Consider the following 15,441-nt stretch of genomic DNA (forward strand, 5'->3'; position numbering starts at 1 on the left):
CTTTCCTCCTACTCCAAGAAGCCGCCGGTCTGACGGTTCCAGAGGCTCGCGTACTCGCCACCACGCTCGACCAGCTCGTGGTGGGTGCCGTCCTCCACGACCTCACCGTGTGCAAGCACCACGATGCGGTCGAGCGAGGCAACCGTGGAGAGGCGGTGAGCAACCACAATGGACGTGCGCCCGCGCATGAGGTTCTCGAGCGCGCCCTGCACGAGCGCCTCGGACTCGGAGTCCAGCGCGGAGGTCGCCTCGTCCAGCACTAGGATGGGCGCGTCGACCAGGATGGCGCGGGCGATGGCCACACGCTGGCGCTGGCCGCCCGAGAGCTTGACGCCCCTCTCGCCCACCATGGTGTCGAAGCCGTCCGGCAGCCGCTCGATGAACTCGAGTGCGTTAGCCTCCTCGGCGGCACGGCGAATCTCCTCATCCGTAGCATCGGGCTTGCCGTAGGCGATGTTCTCGCGAATGGAACGGTGGAAGAGCAGCGCCTCCTGCGGAACGTAGGCAACCTGACGGCGAAGGCTCTGCTGGGTGCAGTGGCTCACGTCCTGCCCGTCCACCAGCACGCGCCCCTCCTGCACGTCATCCAAGCGCAGGAGGAGCTTGGTGAGCGTGGTCTTGCCCGAGCCGGAGCGGCCCACCAGGCCAACACGCTGGCCTGCGGGAATGTGAAGGTTGAGGTCCTCAAAGACGTAGTCGTCCTTGGGTGCGTCCGGATAGCGGAAGCGCAGGTTCTCGAAGTCGATGCGTCCCTCGGTGACGGCAAGCGGCTTTGCGTCCTCGTCGTCTGCCACGAGCGTGGGCTCGTCCAGCACGCGCGTCATCTCGGCAGCGTCGCCAAGGGCACGGTTGATGCGCTGCATCATGGAGTTGAAGTAGTTGAAGCGCATTGTGAGGTTATACGTGTAGGTGAACATCATGACCAGCGTGCCGGCACTAATGCCAAACCAGGCATTGCCGCCCACCACAAAGATCGAGACCACAAACATGATGGCAGTGATGAGCGCCGACGTGGTAAAGCCGCGACGCATGGTTGCACGCATGTTGACGTTCTCGGCCGCCATTGCCTCGCGATCTGCCGTTGTAAAGAGCCCGCGCTCGTAGTCCTCACGGCCGTAGGTCTTGACGGCAAGGATGTTGGTCACGGCATCGGAGAGCACGCCGGAGAGCTTGTTCTGGGCGCGCGACGCCTCTGCCGAGAGGGGCAGAATGCGCCGGTACATGCCATAGGCAATGACCACGTAGAGCACAAGCATCACCACGAGGATGGCAACAAAGAGCGGCGCGATCGGCGCGAGAATGCCCACCGTGAGCACGATGGAGGCAAGCGTTGGCCACAGCGAGTACGTCACCACGTCAACCAGGCCGGAGTAACCCGAGACAAACCGCGAGGTCTGGCTCACCAGGCTGCCGCCAAAGCGGCTGTTGTGGAACGTCATCGACTGGTTGGAGAGTGTGTCAAAGCACAGGCGAGAGAGTTGGTAGTCACCGTTGATCTCCAGCTTGTAGACTGAGTAGTCCTGGAGCTTGGAGAGCGTCTGACCAACAGCGTTCACCACGAGAAGCGCCAGCACATAGGGTCCAAACACGGGAAGCACCTGGTCTGCCGAAACGGGCGAGGCCTGCACACGGTCCACGATGAGGCCCATCACGTAGGTGTTCGCAAAGGTGAGAAGCGCGATGTAGCCCACCGAGCTCACGATGGAGAGCACAAAGGCACCAATCTTCTGGCGCGTGACTCCCCAGAAGTAGTGCAGCGTGCGACGGATGGTCGCGCGGTCGTTCTTGTCAGTTGGTCGAGCAGCCAAAACAATCCCCCTCAAGTTCTTTCGCCGCAAGCGGCGCGGGTGTAACTGATGTAGCTTGCCCCAAGCAAGCCAAACGATGCGCCGCATGCCTGTCATCGCGGCTAATTCACAAACAGGCGGGGCGTAACGGCCCCGGACTACTTCAGCTCGAACATCCCCCTAATGGCAGACATGATGTTGAGCATTGCGTCACGGCCGGCGACCCCAACAAGCCGGTACCCACGGGCCGAGAGGTCAAGACAGCGCAGCTGCTCTACGCAGGCGTAGCCCTTCACTGGGCTCTTCCCCATGTCGATATGGAGGGGGTACCCGTTATTCTTCGTAGTCACAGGGACTACTGCCGTCATGCTGGAGCGGCTGTTGAAGCCGTATCCACTCACGACGACGGCCGGCCGGTACTTGGCCGGCTCGTGACCGTAGGCCGGGCTAAAGTCCACCTCAACGATGTCACCCTGCTCGAGATGAGTCACTCCACGACCTCCCCGCCAACGTCCTTGCCCCAATCCACCTCGGCGGGCTGGGAAGTATCCTCGTGCCCCCTGAAGAGGGAGTCAATCGACACGTACGGAGCATCGCAATAGCACCTGTGGCTCTCCTCGGCAGGACGCATCATGATGAAGGGGCCGTTCTCGTCTGTCCCGCAGCTAATGCTAAGATTGGACCCCACGACAAGTCGCAGTGAGTCACAAACCGCCTTGGGAATGCGCACCGCCTTGGATGCGCCCCACGAGCAGAGCTTGGCCTCGCACTCCTCGACAACTGGCATAGCGCAACCTCCAATTAAAAAGATATCTTGAGAGATATCTTACCCCGTTGCAGTATGAGACGTGCGGGCAGGCACCCATCTTCTGCGGCGCAATCCTCCAGAAGTAATGCCCCGGACTTCATACAGAGCACAACGAGGCTGGAGCGCATCAAATGCCCCAGCCTCGCGCAATACTGACACAGGGAACCGCAGGTCAATCCCTGTTACAGCAATTCAATCGAGAAGCCTCTTTCGATTGTCTCGCCTGGGCGGCAAACCAGGCACCCGCGTTTGTGCTCGAAGATGTCATCCTCGTCGGAGCAGGTCGAGAGGCCACTCCATGGCTCGATGGCCACAAAGTCTGCGTTAGGCTTTGACCACACGATAAGGTATGGCATTTGGGGGAAGGAAATCTGCAGGCCGGGGGCCTTGCCACCATGAGAGAACGTTACACGACGGCTCGCAAGGCAGTCGTAAATCGTCTCGGCAAAATCGAAAAGCCGGTGTGAGAGATGCAGGACTTTGCCCTCCTGTGGCGCAACGTTCCTGTGAGCAACATCAATAAGTCCCGTAGATGGCACCGGCGTGCAGACATCGGTCTCGTTGCGCTCGAACTCGATGGTGTAGTCATCATATGCGTCCCCATCACGCAACGGGCAACGAAACGCAGGATGCCCGCCTATAAAGAACGGCATCGGCTTTTCGTCTGCATTAGTTACCCGATAGGTCACGTCAAGCGTGCGAGCATGCACCTGGTATTCTGCAGCCAACTCGAACTCAAACGGATATTGTGCAAGAGTTGACTCATCAGATCTCAGCACGAAGGTAGCCGAGTCCTCCCAGCTGTCAACAAGCTCGAATTGCATCTTGCGTGCAAAGCCATGGCGCTTGAGTCTGATGAGGTACCCTTCCTTGGTCATTGCCTTGTCGTTTCTGAGCCCCCCGCATATTGGAAACACGATAGGCGCCTGTCCGCTCCATACATCGGGATCCGGTTGCCATAGGTATTCCAATCCGGAGGAGTCTTTAACGGAGGTAAGTGTTCCTCCAAGTGAGGTGAGCACGACCGACATCTGATCAGAACTGATAGTGCACTCCATGAACCCTCTCCTTTTTGGAATGATGCTATTGGGAAACTTGGAAGGTTTGCCTACCTGCCGCCTACGCGACACTCTCGACAGCAGTCTCCTGGAAGAGTTTGTCGGCCACAGCGGGGTCAAATCGCCCAGTATGGGGAGAGAGACAGCTCGCAGACGCGCAGCTCATGGCAAAGCGCAGGCATTCGGGGGCTTCCATCCCACGTGCGATGGCAACTGCAAAGGAACCAACCATCGTGTCTCCTGCACCCACGGGGTTAACTGCCTGAATCTTGGGCGCATGGCCCCTGAAGACTCCCTCGTCACATGCCATGATTGCACCTGCAGCACCGAGGGAGACAACGACGATTTCTATTCCCCGCTCGTGGAGCTCCCGTGCCGCCCGCACCACTTCATTAACACCCTCGATCTTCCTGCCAAGGAGTTGGCCAATCTCATCAATGTTGGGCTTGACCATCGTGGGAAGCGCCCTGATGCCCTGCATGAGGAAATCGCCGGAGGCATCCAGTATCACGGGCTTCCCGACCTCACGCACAAGACGCACCAAATTCTGGTACACATCACTTCCCGCCCCAGCAGGAGCACTTCCACTCATGGTGACAACGTCAGACTGTTTTGCAAGCCCGAGGAGAGTTCCCATCATCTCATCGAATTCCGCTTTGTCGACTGGCCTGCCGGGCTCGAGGAACTCTGTTGAGCCACCACCTGGCTCAAGCACATTGACGCAGCAGCGCGTCTCGTTTTTCACTCGAACAAAGCGCTCCCTAATGCCATCTCTGGCAACCAACTCACAGAGGTAGCGCCCATTGTTGCCGCCAACAAAACCCGTGGCAACAACCGGCTCGCCGCAGGCCGCAATAGCCCGGGCGGCATTGAGGCCCTTTCCACCCGCAGAGTCTTCGCATTCCGCGACTCGCATCACGGTCCCCTTGGTTAAGGGCACGTTGATGCGATATGCCTTGTCAATAGATGCATTAAGCGTGACCGTGGTAATCATGGATGTCACTTCCACTTCTGACGGTTCCACCCGCGTGGAACAACATGGCTATCGCTTGGGTATCGAAGCGGTCGGGCAACCGCAGACGCTACTTGTCGGACGACTTGGAGTAGTCGGAGAGAATCTCCGTGAGGTTTCGAAGGACCTCTTCAGGGCTCGCAGACTCGCGCAGGCGCTCGAAGCCCCTTGCATCGCTGCCAAGCTTGTTAATCTCACGGAACATAGCCAAGTAGTGCTCGCCATCAAACTGCGCGGAGAAGAACATCAGGTCGACTTCCTCGCCCTCGCCAAAACGAATTCCGTCCTTGCACACGAGCAGGCCAAGCCCGTTCTTGAGTGCCCCATCCCAGCTTGCAGCATGCGCCAGTGCGATTCCCTGGCTGATAATGATGTAGCTTCCGTACTCCTCGACGTTCGCGATGGCCTTCTCGATGTAGTTCTCGGTGACATAGTCCGCCTCAAGGAGCGGAGAGGAGACCTTCCGGATTGCATCCTCCCAGCCCAGCGAGCCATTCTCTATCTGAATGAAGTTCTCCCTGAGATTGGAGATGAGTATGGAGTCCCGCTTGGTCTTTCCTTCCACCCGCTCGACTTCCATGAGGATCCTGCTCAGCTCGCGATCGAGAAATGCGACCTTATTGGCGTTTCCCTCGTGGTAGATGTCACTGAGACGTGCCACGAGAGTGTTGTCAATTGCTTGGGGGACAACCTTTGCGCGGCTGAGCTTAAATGCAAGCTCCTGAATCTCGTTGATATCCTCTACCGAAAGCACTGGGCTTACGTTGACCACGCGTACCTTATCCGTGTCGATGGGAACGGTCGAAATCACAAAGTCGACGTTGTTGAGCTTGCAATCACCCTCCTCGACTTCCCTACACGTGGCAATGCCGAGAATATTGAACTTGAAATAAGCCTTCACCTGGGCATCAAGATATCTTCCCGTGGCTGCAGAACTCGGGCACGCAATTAGGACGTTGCATACGCGAACGTTGCTCTCGTATCGATACAGCGCCGCGCACACATGGATGACAATCGAGTCTCGCATGCCCTTCCCAAGAGTCCTGCATAGGTAATCCTCGATGATGTGGAAATGTGGGGTGCAGGCACGATCAACACGGTTCACGAGCTCGCTCGTACCGTCTTTTTCACCAGAGGCATCCAGCTCGAAGCCATCGGCATCCCAGCGAGAAGAGCCCTTAATATGAGAGAAGAGCGCCTCGACAAGAAGGTCGTCACCCTGAAGGTCAATCCCCAGGTCCTTTCCCACTTGCATAAGAAAATGAGAGATTGCGCAGTAGAGGTCAAAGTCATCGAACCGTCTGATCTGCGGAGTCATATCCCGGCTGAGAATGATGCGCTCGATACCAAGAATCCGGTCTGCGCCAAGTCGGATACCCATGTCCATCGCAACGGACTTGACCAGGTTGCCAATTTGATCAAGATCGTCCGCCTCTCCCCCATCCTCAGAAGAGGGGACCTCCGGCTCGTTGAGCAAGACAACAAGAGTTGCGGCTATCTCATGCTCTGCGTCCATCGTGATATACGAATTGGTGGAGCGCAGGAAGGCTCGGACGCTCCTGTCGACGTCATCGAGGTGGACGTCAAACCGCAGGTGACCCTCTAGGACGTCGAGGAAGTAGCTGCCAGGGCAAAGACGCCTTGTAAGGATGCGCGAGAATGCCCCAATAAGAAAGTCCCTGCGCTGCTTGTCGCTTGCCTCGACACGCAATCCAAAGCTGCTTTTGCCCACAAGCCTTATCCCACACCTCTCTAGAAACGAGCCCGTCTCCCTTACGTCTGTTGCGACCGTATTGTGGGAGCAGTAGAACTCGTCGGCAATCGCCTGCACCGTTAGCCACTCGCCCGGTTTGAGTTGCAGCAATTCAGCCGCAATAAGGCATTGCCGCTCGTCAGGTGAAAGGTGATACTCGTAAAGGTCCATGCTATGCAACATGCTCTTGAGCGTCTGGGAGTTTGCGGAGGCAGGCTCGCAAACCCGAATGTGGTGCCCGGTTAGCTCAACCAGGCTCTCACCGTCTTGGCTTGCAAACTTGATTATGGAGGCGATATCCGCCCGAAGCGTCTTCTCCGAGATGTGGTAATCGCTCATCAAGACCGACAGCCTCAAAGCGTGGCGTGGATTGTTAGCGACACGATACAGAATCTCAGCAGTGCGCTCCTTCATTGCGGATACCGCCTCCTTCCCTAAGCGAGGTGCTCTGCAAGATAACTTGCTATCTGGTTGCTTGTCATGGTCGTAAATCTGTCCAAGACGGTATTATCCTGTAGCAGCCGGATGGTCTTGGTGAGGAATTCGAGATGCTGGCCAGGCGCGATGGCGAGATTGAAGACGTGGCGCGTCATGACCGCATCTTCCGGGTCATCCATCCTGTAGAAACTCACTGGCTCGTCGAGGCGTAGGTAGCACAGGGCATCGCGACGGATGGCGTCAGACTGGCAGTGCGGAAGCGCTACGGGTGTTTCACAGCAGATGCCCGTTGGGTATTCCTTCTCGCGATTGAGGCAGTCATCTGCAAACTTCTCGGTGACGCAGCCGTTAGCCTGGAGCGTATTTGCGCAGATTCTAATTGCCTCCTCGCTCGTAGAGGCAGACCCTTTGAGGGCCACAAATAGCTTTCCGCCGGCCTCACACTCAGCAGTATCGACGCTCTGGGTAACCATCTGAATCTCCTACATTATCAACGTTCAAGGACTAGGCTAGCTAGATGCCCATGGCACGAGCGATGAACTCAACAATCAGGCAGCCCGGGTTATAGCCAAAGTGAGATGCTGTGACGTAGCCGCCACCAAAGTCAATGCCGCAGGCGTTGAGCATGAGGGTTGCGTAGTCGGCGAACATGTTTGCGAAGAAGAGCATGAGATACATGAAGACGGTCATGCAGATGAGTGTCCTAAACACGTTGCCTTTACTAGCAAGGACAGCCATGGGAGCCACGTAACAGACCTCGGCGAGAATGGCAGCAGGGAAGAAACGCATGTCAGGGACGAGGAAGGACAGGCCAACGGTGATGGGAATCATGATTGCAGTGCAGGTGAGGCAGGTCGTGTCGCCAAGGGCAAGGGCAATGTCCATACCAACGTAAAGGGTGCTGTCTGTGTGAAGGTGCTTCTGAGCAAACTCGTTGGCGCCAGCTCCAATGGGAGTCAGACCCTCCATCATGATGGAGACCATACGGGGAATGAGCACGAGAACACCGGCCATACCTGCCATGAGTTTGATGATGCCAGGGACGTCCTGCTGGGTCATAAGGCCAAGGAACAGACCAACGAAGAGACCGATGATGGCAGGATCGCCCAGGATACCAATCTTGGAAGAGAGCTTGTCGATGTTGAGGTCAATCTTGTTAAGACCAGGGATGTGATCGATGATCTTGTTGATGAGCCAGCTCATGGGGTACTCGTAGACCACATAGCCCAGGCAGGTGCAGGCCGTGCCATCAAGGCCGTAGTACTCCGCCCAAGAGGGGGCAATTTTCTCGGCGGCAAAGAGGTCAACAACAGAGAGCGCAAGCGTCACCAGAAAGCCGATGAGTGCGTTATCGAAGAGAACCCACGCAAGGGCTCCAGGCACGAGAAAATGCATGAAGTTCCAAATGTCGACGTTAAGGACATTGGTCTTCTTGGCCTGAATGAGCAGAATGTTGACAATGATGATGGCTGGGATAACAAAGACAGCATACGGTGCGGTCCACGAAGCGCCACCAAGCGCGGCAAAGCCGATCTCTGCTACGTCATAGCCACTACCCAGCGCAGAGTAGTAGTCAAAGACCGGCTGCATAATCTGCATCAGGAAGTTGATGACAAGCACGACGCCCTGAAAGCCGATACCCACGAGAAGGCCGGCCCTGATGGCCTGTGACGGCTTCATCCTGAAGAAGATTCCCAGGATTGCGATTACGACAGGGAGCAGAACGGTGGCTCCCAGACTCATGAACTCTTGAAAAAAGCCCACGATGGCACTGATGACGACATCCATAGATGACTCCTTCTAACGAGCGCGGGGTGCTTGGATAGCGGTTGGGTTACTCTGCCTGAACTGCCTTGAGAAGGTCGACGAGCTTCTTAGCGCAGGCATCCTTATTGATGCCAGAGATAAGCGGAAACACGGTCATATACGGCCTGTCCAGAGGCTTCTTATAGTTAGCCGTGGTGAGGACAACGTCCACGTCATATTGCTTGGTGGGGACTTCGGAAATGGTGCCTTTGAAGACCTGGACCGGAATGCCGGCATCGGCAGCGATTTGCTTTACCTTCTCCTGTGCGACTGTGGACGTTGCAACGCCGCTACCACATGCCACAAGAACCTTCACTGAGGACTTCATTACGACTCCTTCTTGCTGTCTGTCTACGTGATTCACAGGGGCTGTTCGCTAGTCGCGCGGAAGTGCGCGAAGACTCTGGACAATCTGCTTGTAGCTCTCCTTGTGGCCAAACAGCCCCGCATTGCCAAGGCAGAAGCCGTCCACCCCTGCCTTCCAGAGATCTGCCACGCTTTGCGCCGAGACGCCCCCATCGACGAGAATCTTATAGCCGTAGTAGTCCTTAGCCTCCACAAGCTTCTTAATCTTCTCGTCAACGAACGGAAGAGCCTTCTGGCCGGCAAAACCAGGGTTGACGCGCATAACTAATACGTAGTCGCATACGTTGAGAGCTTCCTTGGCGGTCTCGAATGAAGTGCAGGGACTGATTGCAAGGCTGGACTTGGCACCAATGTCTCTAATATGCTGGAGCGTGCGGGTGACCTGGCTATCCTCCTCTCCATGAACATGCACAATCTGGGCTCCGAGTCTGACGAACGTGTCCACATATCTCGCGGCATCTCGCACCATGAGGTGCACATCACAGACGCGATCGGTAAGCTTGCGAATGGCAGAAACATCCTGAGGACCAAGTGCAATGTTGGGGACAAATGTGCCGTCCATGATGTCTAGGTGATAGAGGTCGATTCCAGCATCATCGAGCTCCCCCATGGTCTTGGAGAGGTTCTCGTAGCTCGCGCAGTTCATGCACGCGCCAATGATCTTCTCCCCGTCTTTCCAGTCTTCTGGAGTACGCATTACCTTTCCCTTCTCTTTGTGTAGTCGAATTTTTCGACTACTCTCTCCCGAAAAATGGCCAATCCGCAGGTAGTGCTAGCGCTCGCAGTTGAGCAGGATCTTCCCCTTGACCCGTCCTGGGGTCTTGAACTCATCAAATGCTTCCGAAATCCTGGAGAGCGGGTACCTGGCGTAAATAAAGCCCTCGTCGTAGGGCATCATGCCGGAGCGGTAGGCATCTGCGGTAAGGGTCCACTCGTGGCCCGGGAAGGGGGCAGAGTAGCTGAGCCATGAGCCCGTAAGCGTGAACTCTCGGCGATGCAAGTGCTCCCACTCCTGCGGGGTAAAGGTGATATCGCGGTTAATCTTGCCGATGAGTGACGCCTGCCCCTTGTTGGCAACGATGTCGAAGATCATCTTCATGGTGGCCACGCTGCCGGCGGTCTCGATTACGTAGTCATAGCCACGCCCGTTGGTTATGGCGTTTACCTGGTCCTTCCAGTCCTCATCCATACTGTTGACTGTACTGGTGGCACCCATCTTCCTTGCAAACTCAAGGCGATCCGGCAGAATATCAAAGACGGTAACTTCACGAGCACCAAAGGCCTTGGCCCATTGTGCCGTAATGATTCCAATGGTGCCCCCTCCGAGAACAGCGACGGTACCGCCCCCGTGATAATCAAGGCGCTCGAGACCGTGGAGCGCGACGGCAGTAGGCTCAATAAGAGCCGCCTGCTCATAGGAGACGCTAGCGTCAAAGGTCACAGCGCACTTCTCAGGGATTACCACGTACTCAGCAAAACTGCCGGGTTGACGAGTGCCAATGAAGCTGTAGTGGCTACACAAAGAGTAGTCACCGCGCTGACAGTCCTCGCATGTCCCGCAGGGGACAAGCGGCGCACCCGCAACATTCTCCCCAACCTTCACGGAGGTAACGCTTTCCCCAACTCCAGCGACAACGCCGGAGAACTCGTGACCGAGAATGATTGGATAGAAGTGCGCGGCATCACCAAGAACGCGCGGCACATCAGAACCGCAAATTCCGGTCTGCTTGACCTTGACCAGAACTTCGTTGGGGCCAGGGCTTGGTTTATCAACCTCCTCGTAGCGCATGTCGTTCTTACCGTGAAGAACCCCTGCCCACATCTTCTCGCCCACGAGAGCACCTCCCTTTGTTTGGCCCCTCAACGGAGCCGTCTGCGTGTGTGTAACTTGAATGTAAGGACGAGCGTTGAGCCGCAACAGCCCAAGAGGCGTCGGTAGCCAGATACCGGAATTGTCGGAACATGCAAAACAGCCACATTGATTTGCAACATGTGCGTTCGTGCAGCAATTCCACAGGCCAAGCCCATGACGAATCCACGGCGTGATACAGTGAAGCCACAGGAAACGCGCTGTTACTGACGGATAATCGTGGGACACCACGGGGAAGCAGCGTGAACACAACCCGCCGACCGTCTGGGCAAGCGCACCTGAGTGGGTGCTTGCCCGCTGCTGTCTTTTAGGGCCGGGCCCGCTCGCGTGCGCACGAGAGAAGAGAGGACCCATGGAGGATCTGCTCGAGCTACTGCGCGACAACCCCTATCCCGGACGCGGCATTGTGGTTGGCAGCCACTGCGTCTACTACTGGATCATGGGACGCAGCTCCAACAGCCGGAACCGCGTGTTTGTGAAGACCGAGGACGGTATTCGTACCGAGGCGCACGACCCCGCGCTTCTCGAGGACCCCAGCCTCATCATCTACCACCCCGTTCGCACCATGGGCAAGGACCTCGTGGTGACCAACGGCGACCAGACCGACACCATCGTCGAGAAGAGCGACTTTGTCGCCGGCTGCATGGCGCGCGAGTACGAGCCGGATAAGCCCAACTACACGCCGCGCATCAGCTCGGTGCTGCACCCCGATGGCTCGTTTGAGCTCTCCATCCTCAAGCGCGCGCGTGACGGGCGCTGCGCACGCGAGTTCTTCTCGTACGAGGGCACCGATGGCGGATGCGGCTACTTCATCAGCACCTACCAGGGAGACGGCAACCCGCTTCCCAGCTTTGCGGGCGAGCCCATCCACGTAGGCGTGGGGAGCCCCGAGGAGGTCTGGGCGGCGCTCAACCCCGATAACAAGGTCTCGCTCTACACCAACGTGGAGGGCGAGGTGCGCATCTTCAACAAGAACCTCGGCGACTAGGGCCGACGGAGGGTTAGCGCGGCATGTCTTTCCTGCGGACTCAAACAGCGCTTCGCGAACTCGCCGCAGGAAAGACATGCCGTGCGCCCGCCGGTCCTCGTCGCCTCCACCCCCTGATGTAGTTGCAACTCTTTTGGGGTTGCTTGTGTGTCACGGCTGATGGTCTTGCAGCCGTACTACGTCACTCAAGGTCTTTCTTCTCGCCCCAGGCTCTTCGTCTCTTGTCTGCGGCGAGTTCGCGAAGCGCTGTTTGAGCAGCAGACAAGAGACGAAGAGCCTAGTTTGAGAAAGGAAACACATGAACTCGCTTGAACTCAAGTACGGCTGCAATCCCAACCAGAAGCCTGCACGCATCTTCATGGCGGATGGCTCCGAGCTGCCCGTGACGGTGCTCTCCGGCACGCCGGGCTACATCAACTTCCTCGACGCCCTCAACTCCTGGCAGCTCGTGCGCGAGCTGCGCGAGGCAACCGGCATGCCTGCGGCCGCGTCGTTCAAGCACGTCTCGCCCGCCGGCGCCGCAGTGGGGACACCGCTCTCCGAGGAGGACAAGAAGGCCTTCTTTGTGGATGACGAGGGCGAGCTCACGCCCATTGCCTGCGCCTACATCCGTGCGCGCGGCGCGGACCGCATGAGCTCCTTTGGCGACTGGGCGGCCCTCTCTGACACCTGCGACGAGCGTACCGCCCTCTACCTCAAGCACGAGGTCTCGGACGGCATCATTGCCCCCGGCTATGCCCCGGAGGCGCTCGAGATCCTGCGCTCCAAGAAGCACGGCAAGTACAACGTGATCCAGATTGACCCCAACTACGTCTGCCCAGCCGTCGAGCACAAGGACGTCTTTGGCATCACCTTCGAGCAGGGACACAACTTCTCGAAGATTGACCGCGACCTTCTCGGCAACGTGGTGACCAAGAACAAGGACATCCCCGAGGCAGCAAAGATCGACATGATCGTGAGCCTCATCACCCTCAAGTACACGCAGTCCAACTCCGTGTGCTACGTGAAGGACGGCCAGGTCATTGGCGTTGGTGCCGGCCAGCAGAGCCGCATTCACTGCACGCGCCTTGCCGGCAGCAAGGCCGACACCTGGTGGCTGCGTCGCCACCCCAAGGTACTTGGCCTGCACTTTGTTGACGGCATCCACCGTCCAGATCGTGACAACGCCATCGACCTCTACATCTCGGACGAGCACGACGACGTCCTGGCCGACGGCGCCTGGCAGCGCATCTTTGCCGAGAAGCCCGAGGTTCTGGGCGCGGACGAGAAGCGCGCATGGCTCGCCCAGCAGACGGGCGTGACGCTGGGCTCCGATGCCTTCTTCCCCTTTGGCGACAACATCGAGCGCGCGCACCGCTCCGGCGTGACCTACGTGGCGGAGCCCGGCGGCTCCATCCGCGACGACAACGTGATCGAGGTCGCCGACCGCTACGGCATGGCCATGTGCTTCACGGGCCTGAGGCTGTTCCACCACTAGGGTTCGAGCTCAAGCTCCCGCACGCGGCACTCGTTCTTCTCGCCGCCCTGCCAGGTACCTTTGGCGGGGCGGCGAGGTTTCATTCCCACGTGGGCAAGAACGCGCTCGCTTGTCACGTTGCGCACGTCAACCGTAGCGGTAAGGCGACCGAGGCCCAGCGTGCATGCCAGGTCGACCACGGCCTGGCACATCTCGGTGGCAATGCCTCTCCCCCACCAGCAAGGGTCGACCGTGTAGTCGAGCTCGCACGAGCCATCGGACGTCTCGACAAAGACCATGCCCACAAGCCCTTCGGTACCCTTGGGGCATGCGGCAAACTTGAGGTCAAGAGGCAGGCCGTCAGGTCCAGTCTGGCCGGCATCTGCCTGCGCGTATGCGGGCAGGAAGAAGCGCTCCAGCTGGCTTATTGCGTCCCCCTCGGACATCATTGGCCCAAAGGGCAGGTACCGCGTGACCTCCTCGGTAGAGTTTATGCGGTAGATGGCGGGCGCATCCGCAAGCGTGTAGCGGCGTAGCATGAGCCGCTCCGTCTCTAGGGGCAGGTGCTCGATCACATGCATGGTGGTTGCCTCTCAACTCATATAACCGGGCTCCAGTATCACACGAGAGACGTGCAGACTTTAACGCAGCATGTCCATCCAGCCTCTTTGCAGCGTAGTCTTTTTAGAGCAAGCCGTCCCGGATACCTTGAACGCGGCATCCGGGACGGCATCAAACCGCAAAAGGTGTCTTGGTGACAGGAGCCACCTAAGCGAAGGCGCGGCGAAGCACGCCGCGAGCCTTCTCGCTCGCAAAGGCAAGGATGTTGTCGCCCTCGCAGAGACCAGTGTCCCCCTTGGGGATGATGACGTCACCAGCGCGGTCGATTGCGATAATCACAGTCTCGTCGGGGAGCTGCAGCTCGCTCACGCGCTTGCCGTCTGCGCTGGAACCTGGGCGAATCTCGATCTGCACGAGCGCGTGGTTGTCCTTGCCCAGGCGCATGATCGTGAACACGTCCTCCATGTCGAGCCCCTCCTGAACGGAGCGCGCAAGGAGGTCTGCCTGGTTGATGCCCACATCGACACCCATGGACTCGTTGAACATCCACGCGTTCTTGGGGTTGTTAACGCGCGCAACAACGCGAGGGACCCGGTACTCGACCTTCGAGAGGGTCGAGACAACCAGGTTGACCTCGTCGCTTCCCGTTGCGGCAATGACCACGTCGGCATTAAGGATGCCAGCCTTCTCGAGAATCTCGGGGCTCGTCCCGTTTCCGCAGATGATGTCCAGGTCGGGAAGGGCAGCACGGAACTTCTCGACAGCCGTCTTTCTGTTCTCGATGATGGTGACCGAGGAACCATCGTCCTTGAGGATGGGCGCGAGGTAGGTCCCCGTCTTGCCACCGCCCACAATGATGATCTGCATGAGAGATCCCCCCTACTCCGTCTTGCCCAGAATATGAGCGAACTTCTCCAGGGAGCTGCTCGCCACCGCCGCGTAAACCACGTCACCGTGGCCCAACAGGGTCCCAGACGTGGGAATGAAAGTCTGGTTGTTGTGGGAAATCGCAACGACCTTGATCTCGCCGACCACCGTGATCTCCTTGACTGGCAGGTTCTCCAGCAGGGGCGGCACGTCGGCACGCACAATCTGAACCTCGCCCGTGCCCACCTCGAAGACCGAGTCCTGCTGGTGATACGTGAGGAGCTCGCAGGCCCTACGCACGCCCCAGTCGGTCGTCGAGATGGTTTGAATGCCCAACCTGCGATATGTATCGGCCTTGGTCACGTCGTACATTCGGGCAATGACGCGCGGAACCCTGTAGGAGTCGCGGGCGATGCGCGCAATCACGATGTTCGCCTCGTCTGAGGTGGTGCAGGAAATGACCGCCTCGGCGCGGTCGATGCCGGCCTTCGCGAGAACGTCGCGGTCGAAGCCGACGCCTGCGAGCTTGCGGCCGGTGTATCCCTCGCCGAGCTCCTCGAGGCGCTCGGGGTTCTGGTCGATGGCGCACACGTTGTGCCCCTGGCGATCGAGCTTCCTCGCGAGCCCTATGCCCATGCGGCCGAGCCCAACGATGATAACGTTCATGACGT

The 15,441-nt window shown here is 58.3% G+C and carries 16 protein-coding genes and 1 riboswitch; of the genes, 2 read left to right on the forward strand and 14 right to left on the reverse strand.

The window, feature by feature from the left end:
* Positions 1-8: 8 nt before the first annotated feature.
* From NVS32_RS01290 to NVS32_RS01340, 11 genes are all read right to left on the reverse strand, one after another.
* Positions 9-1,808 (reverse strand): ABC transporter ATP-binding protein, encoded by a 1,800-nt coding sequence (locus tag NVS32_RS01290; RefSeq protein WP_233519078.1) that lies wholly within the window; start codon positions 1,806-1,808, stop codon positions 9-11.
* A 137-nt stretch (positions 1,809-1,945) separates the two neighbouring features.
* Positions 1,946-2,278, reverse strand: coding sequence for a type II toxin-antitoxin system PemK/MazF family toxin (locus NVS32_RS01295; protein ID WP_118078537.1), 333 nt, complete (start codon positions 2,276-2,278; stop codon positions 1,946-1,948).
* Positions 2,275-2,574 (reverse strand): AbrB/MazE/SpoVT family DNA-binding domain-containing protein, encoded by a 300-nt coding sequence (locus NVS32_RS01300; RefSeq protein WP_118078538.1) that lies wholly within the window; start codon positions 2,572-2,574, stop codon positions 2,275-2,277. Before NVS32_RS01300 ends, NVS32_RS01295 begins: the two co-directional genes overlap by 4 nt.
* Before the next feature lie 203 nt (positions 2,575-2,777).
* A complete protein-coding gene (locus tag NVS32_RS01305; protein WP_118078539.1) occupies positions 2,778-3,653 on the reverse strand; it encodes an aldose 1-epimerase family protein in 876 nt (291 codons plus the stop codon).
* 61 nt (positions 3,654-3,714) lie between these two features.
* Positions 3,715-4,647: a 1-phosphofructokinase family hexose kinase gene (locus NVS32_RS01310; protein ID WP_118100315.1), complete on the reverse strand. Its 933-nt coding sequence runs from the start codon at positions 4,645-4,647 to the stop codon at positions 3,715-3,717.
* Between the two features lie 88 nt (positions 4,648-4,735).
* Positions 4,736-6,832 (reverse strand): BglG family transcription antiterminator, encoded by a 2,097-nt coding sequence (locus NVS32_RS01315; protein ID WP_118078541.1) that lies wholly within the window; start codon positions 6,830-6,832, stop codon positions 4,736-4,738.
* A 20-nt stretch (positions 6,833-6,852) separates the two neighbouring features.
* The gene (locus tag NVS32_RS01320) at positions 6,853-7,329 is read right to left on the reverse strand and encodes a PTS sugar transporter subunit IIA (protein ID WP_118078542.1); all 477 of its coding nucleotides are present in this window, start codon (positions 7,327-7,329) and stop codon (positions 6,853-6,855) included.
* Between the two features lie 40 nt (positions 7,330-7,369).
* A complete protein-coding gene (locus tag NVS32_RS01325) occupies positions 7,370-8,644 on the reverse strand; it encodes a PTS transporter subunit IIC (protein WP_199563351.1) in 1,275 nt (424 codons plus the stop codon).
* A gap of 46 nt (positions 8,645-8,690) precedes the next feature.
* Complete coding sequence (locus tag NVS32_RS01330; protein WP_118078543.1) at positions 8,691-8,990, reverse strand: PTS sugar transporter subunit IIB; 300 nt, start codon at positions 8,988-8,990, stop codon at positions 8,691-8,693.
* Between the two features lie 48 nt (positions 8,991-9,038).
* Entirely contained in the window at positions 9,039-9,725 is a 687-nt protein-coding gene (locus tag NVS32_RS01335; RefSeq protein ID WP_118078544.1) for a ribulose-phosphate 3-epimerase, read from the reverse strand.
* 75 nt (positions 9,726-9,800) lie between these two features.
* On the reverse strand, positions 9,801-10,862 hold the full coding sequence (locus tag NVS32_RS01340; protein WP_199563350.1) for a galactitol-1-phosphate 5-dehydrogenase: 1,062 nt from the start codon (positions 10,860-10,862) through the stop codon (positions 9,801-9,803).
* 228 nt (positions 10,863-11,090) lie between these two features.
* Positions 11,091-11,175, forward strand: a riboswitch (ZMP/ZTP riboswitch).
* A gap of 75 nt (positions 11,176-11,250) precedes the next feature.
* Here NVS32_RS01340 and NVS32_RS01345 point away from each other — a divergent pair.
* On the forward strand, positions 11,251-11,886 hold the full coding sequence (locus NVS32_RS01345) for an IMP cyclohydrolase (RefSeq protein ID WP_118078545.1): 636 nt from the start codon (positions 11,251-11,253) through the stop codon (positions 11,884-11,886).
* A gap of 298 nt (positions 11,887-12,184) precedes the next feature.
* Positions 12,185-13,363 carry a phosphoribosylaminoimidazolecarboxamide formyltransferase gene (locus NVS32_RS01350; protein WP_258498404.1) on the forward strand — a complete coding sequence of 393 codons (1,179 nt, stop codon included), beginning with the start codon at positions 12,185-12,187 and terminating at the stop codon, positions 13,361-13,363.
* Here NVS32_RS01350 and NVS32_RS01355 read toward each other — a convergent pair.
* From NVS32_RS01355 to NVS32_RS01365, 3 genes are all read right to left on the reverse strand, one after another.
* Positions 13,360-13,923: a GNAT family N-acetyltransferase gene (locus NVS32_RS01355; RefSeq protein ID WP_258498405.1), complete on the reverse strand. Its 564-nt coding sequence runs from the start codon at positions 13,921-13,923 to the stop codon at positions 13,360-13,362. The genes NVS32_RS01350 and NVS32_RS01355 overlap by 4 nt on opposite strands.
* Positions 13,924-14,110: 187 nt before the next feature.
* A complete protein-coding gene (locus NVS32_RS01360; protein WP_258498406.1) occupies positions 14,111-14,770 on the reverse strand; it encodes a potassium channel family protein in 660 nt (219 codons plus the stop codon).
* Between the two features lie 12 nt (positions 14,771-14,782).
* Positions 14,783-15,436, reverse strand: a complete 654-nt coding sequence (locus NVS32_RS01365) for a potassium channel family protein (RefSeq protein ID WP_118310753.1) — start codon at positions 15,434-15,436, stop codon at positions 14,783-14,785.
* Positions 15,437-15,441 lie beyond the last annotated feature (5 nt).

It is taken from the genome of Tractidigestivibacter montrealensis (genome assembly GCF_024741235.1).
Classification (GTDB): Bacteria; Actinomycetota; Coriobacteriia; order Coriobacteriales; family Atopobiaceae; genus Tractidigestivibacter; species Tractidigestivibacter montrealensis.

What these genes read in the sequence shown, in the direction of transcription:
- NVS32_RS01365 (WP_118310753.1), bottom strand. Translation starts at nt 15,436, where the DNA reads ATGAACGTTATCATCGTTGGGCTCGGCCGCATGGGCATAGGGCTCGCG.
- NVS32_RS01315 (WP_118078541.1), bottom strand. Translation starts at nt 6,832, where the DNA reads ATGAAGGAGCGCACTGCTGAGATTCTGTATCGTGTCGCTAACAATCCA.
- NVS32_RS01345 (WP_118078545.1), top strand. Translation starts at nt 11,251, where the DNA reads ATGGAGGATCTGCTCGAGCTACTGCGCGACAACCCCTATCCCGGACGC.
- NVS32_RS01350 (WP_258498404.1), top strand. Translation starts at nt 12,185, where the DNA reads ATGAACTCGCTTGAACTCAAGTACGGCTGCAATCCCAACCAGAAGCCT.
- NVS32_RS01320 (WP_118078542.1), bottom strand. Translation starts at nt 7,329, where the DNA reads ATGGTTACCCAGAGCGTCGATACTGCTGAGTGTGAGGCCGGCGGAAAG.
- NVS32_RS01310 (WP_118100315.1), bottom strand. Translation starts at nt 4,647, where the DNA reads ATGATTACCACGGTCACGCTTAATGCATCTATTGACAAGGCATATCGC.
- NVS32_RS01300 (WP_118078538.1), bottom strand. Translation starts at nt 2,574, where the DNA reads ATGCCAGTTGTCGAGGAGTGCGAGGCCAAGCTCTGCTCGTGGGGCGCA.
- NVS32_RS01325 (WP_199563351.1), bottom strand. Translation starts at nt 8,644, where the DNA reads ATGGATGTCGTCATCAGTGCCATCGTGGGCTTTTTTCAAGAGTTCATG.
- NVS32_RS01360 (WP_258498406.1), bottom strand. Translation starts at nt 14,770, where the DNA reads ATGCAGATCATCATTGTGGGCGGTGGCAAGACGGGGACCTACCTCGCG.
- NVS32_RS01335 (WP_118078544.1), bottom strand. Translation starts at nt 9,725, where the DNA reads ATGCGTACTCCAGAAGACTGGAAAGACGGGGAGAAGATCATTGGCGCG.
- NVS32_RS01355 (WP_258498405.1), bottom strand. Translation starts at nt 13,923, where the DNA reads ATGCATGTGATCGAGCACCTGCCCCTAGAGACGGAGCGGCTCATGCTA.
- NVS32_RS01305 (WP_118078539.1), bottom strand. Translation starts at nt 3,653, where the DNA reads ATGGAGTGCACTATCAGTTCTGATCAGATGTCGGTCGTGCTCACCTCA.
- NVS32_RS01330 (WP_118078543.1), bottom strand. Translation starts at nt 8,990, where the DNA reads ATGAAGTCCTCAGTGAAGGTTCTTGTGGCATGTGGTAGCGGCGTTGCA.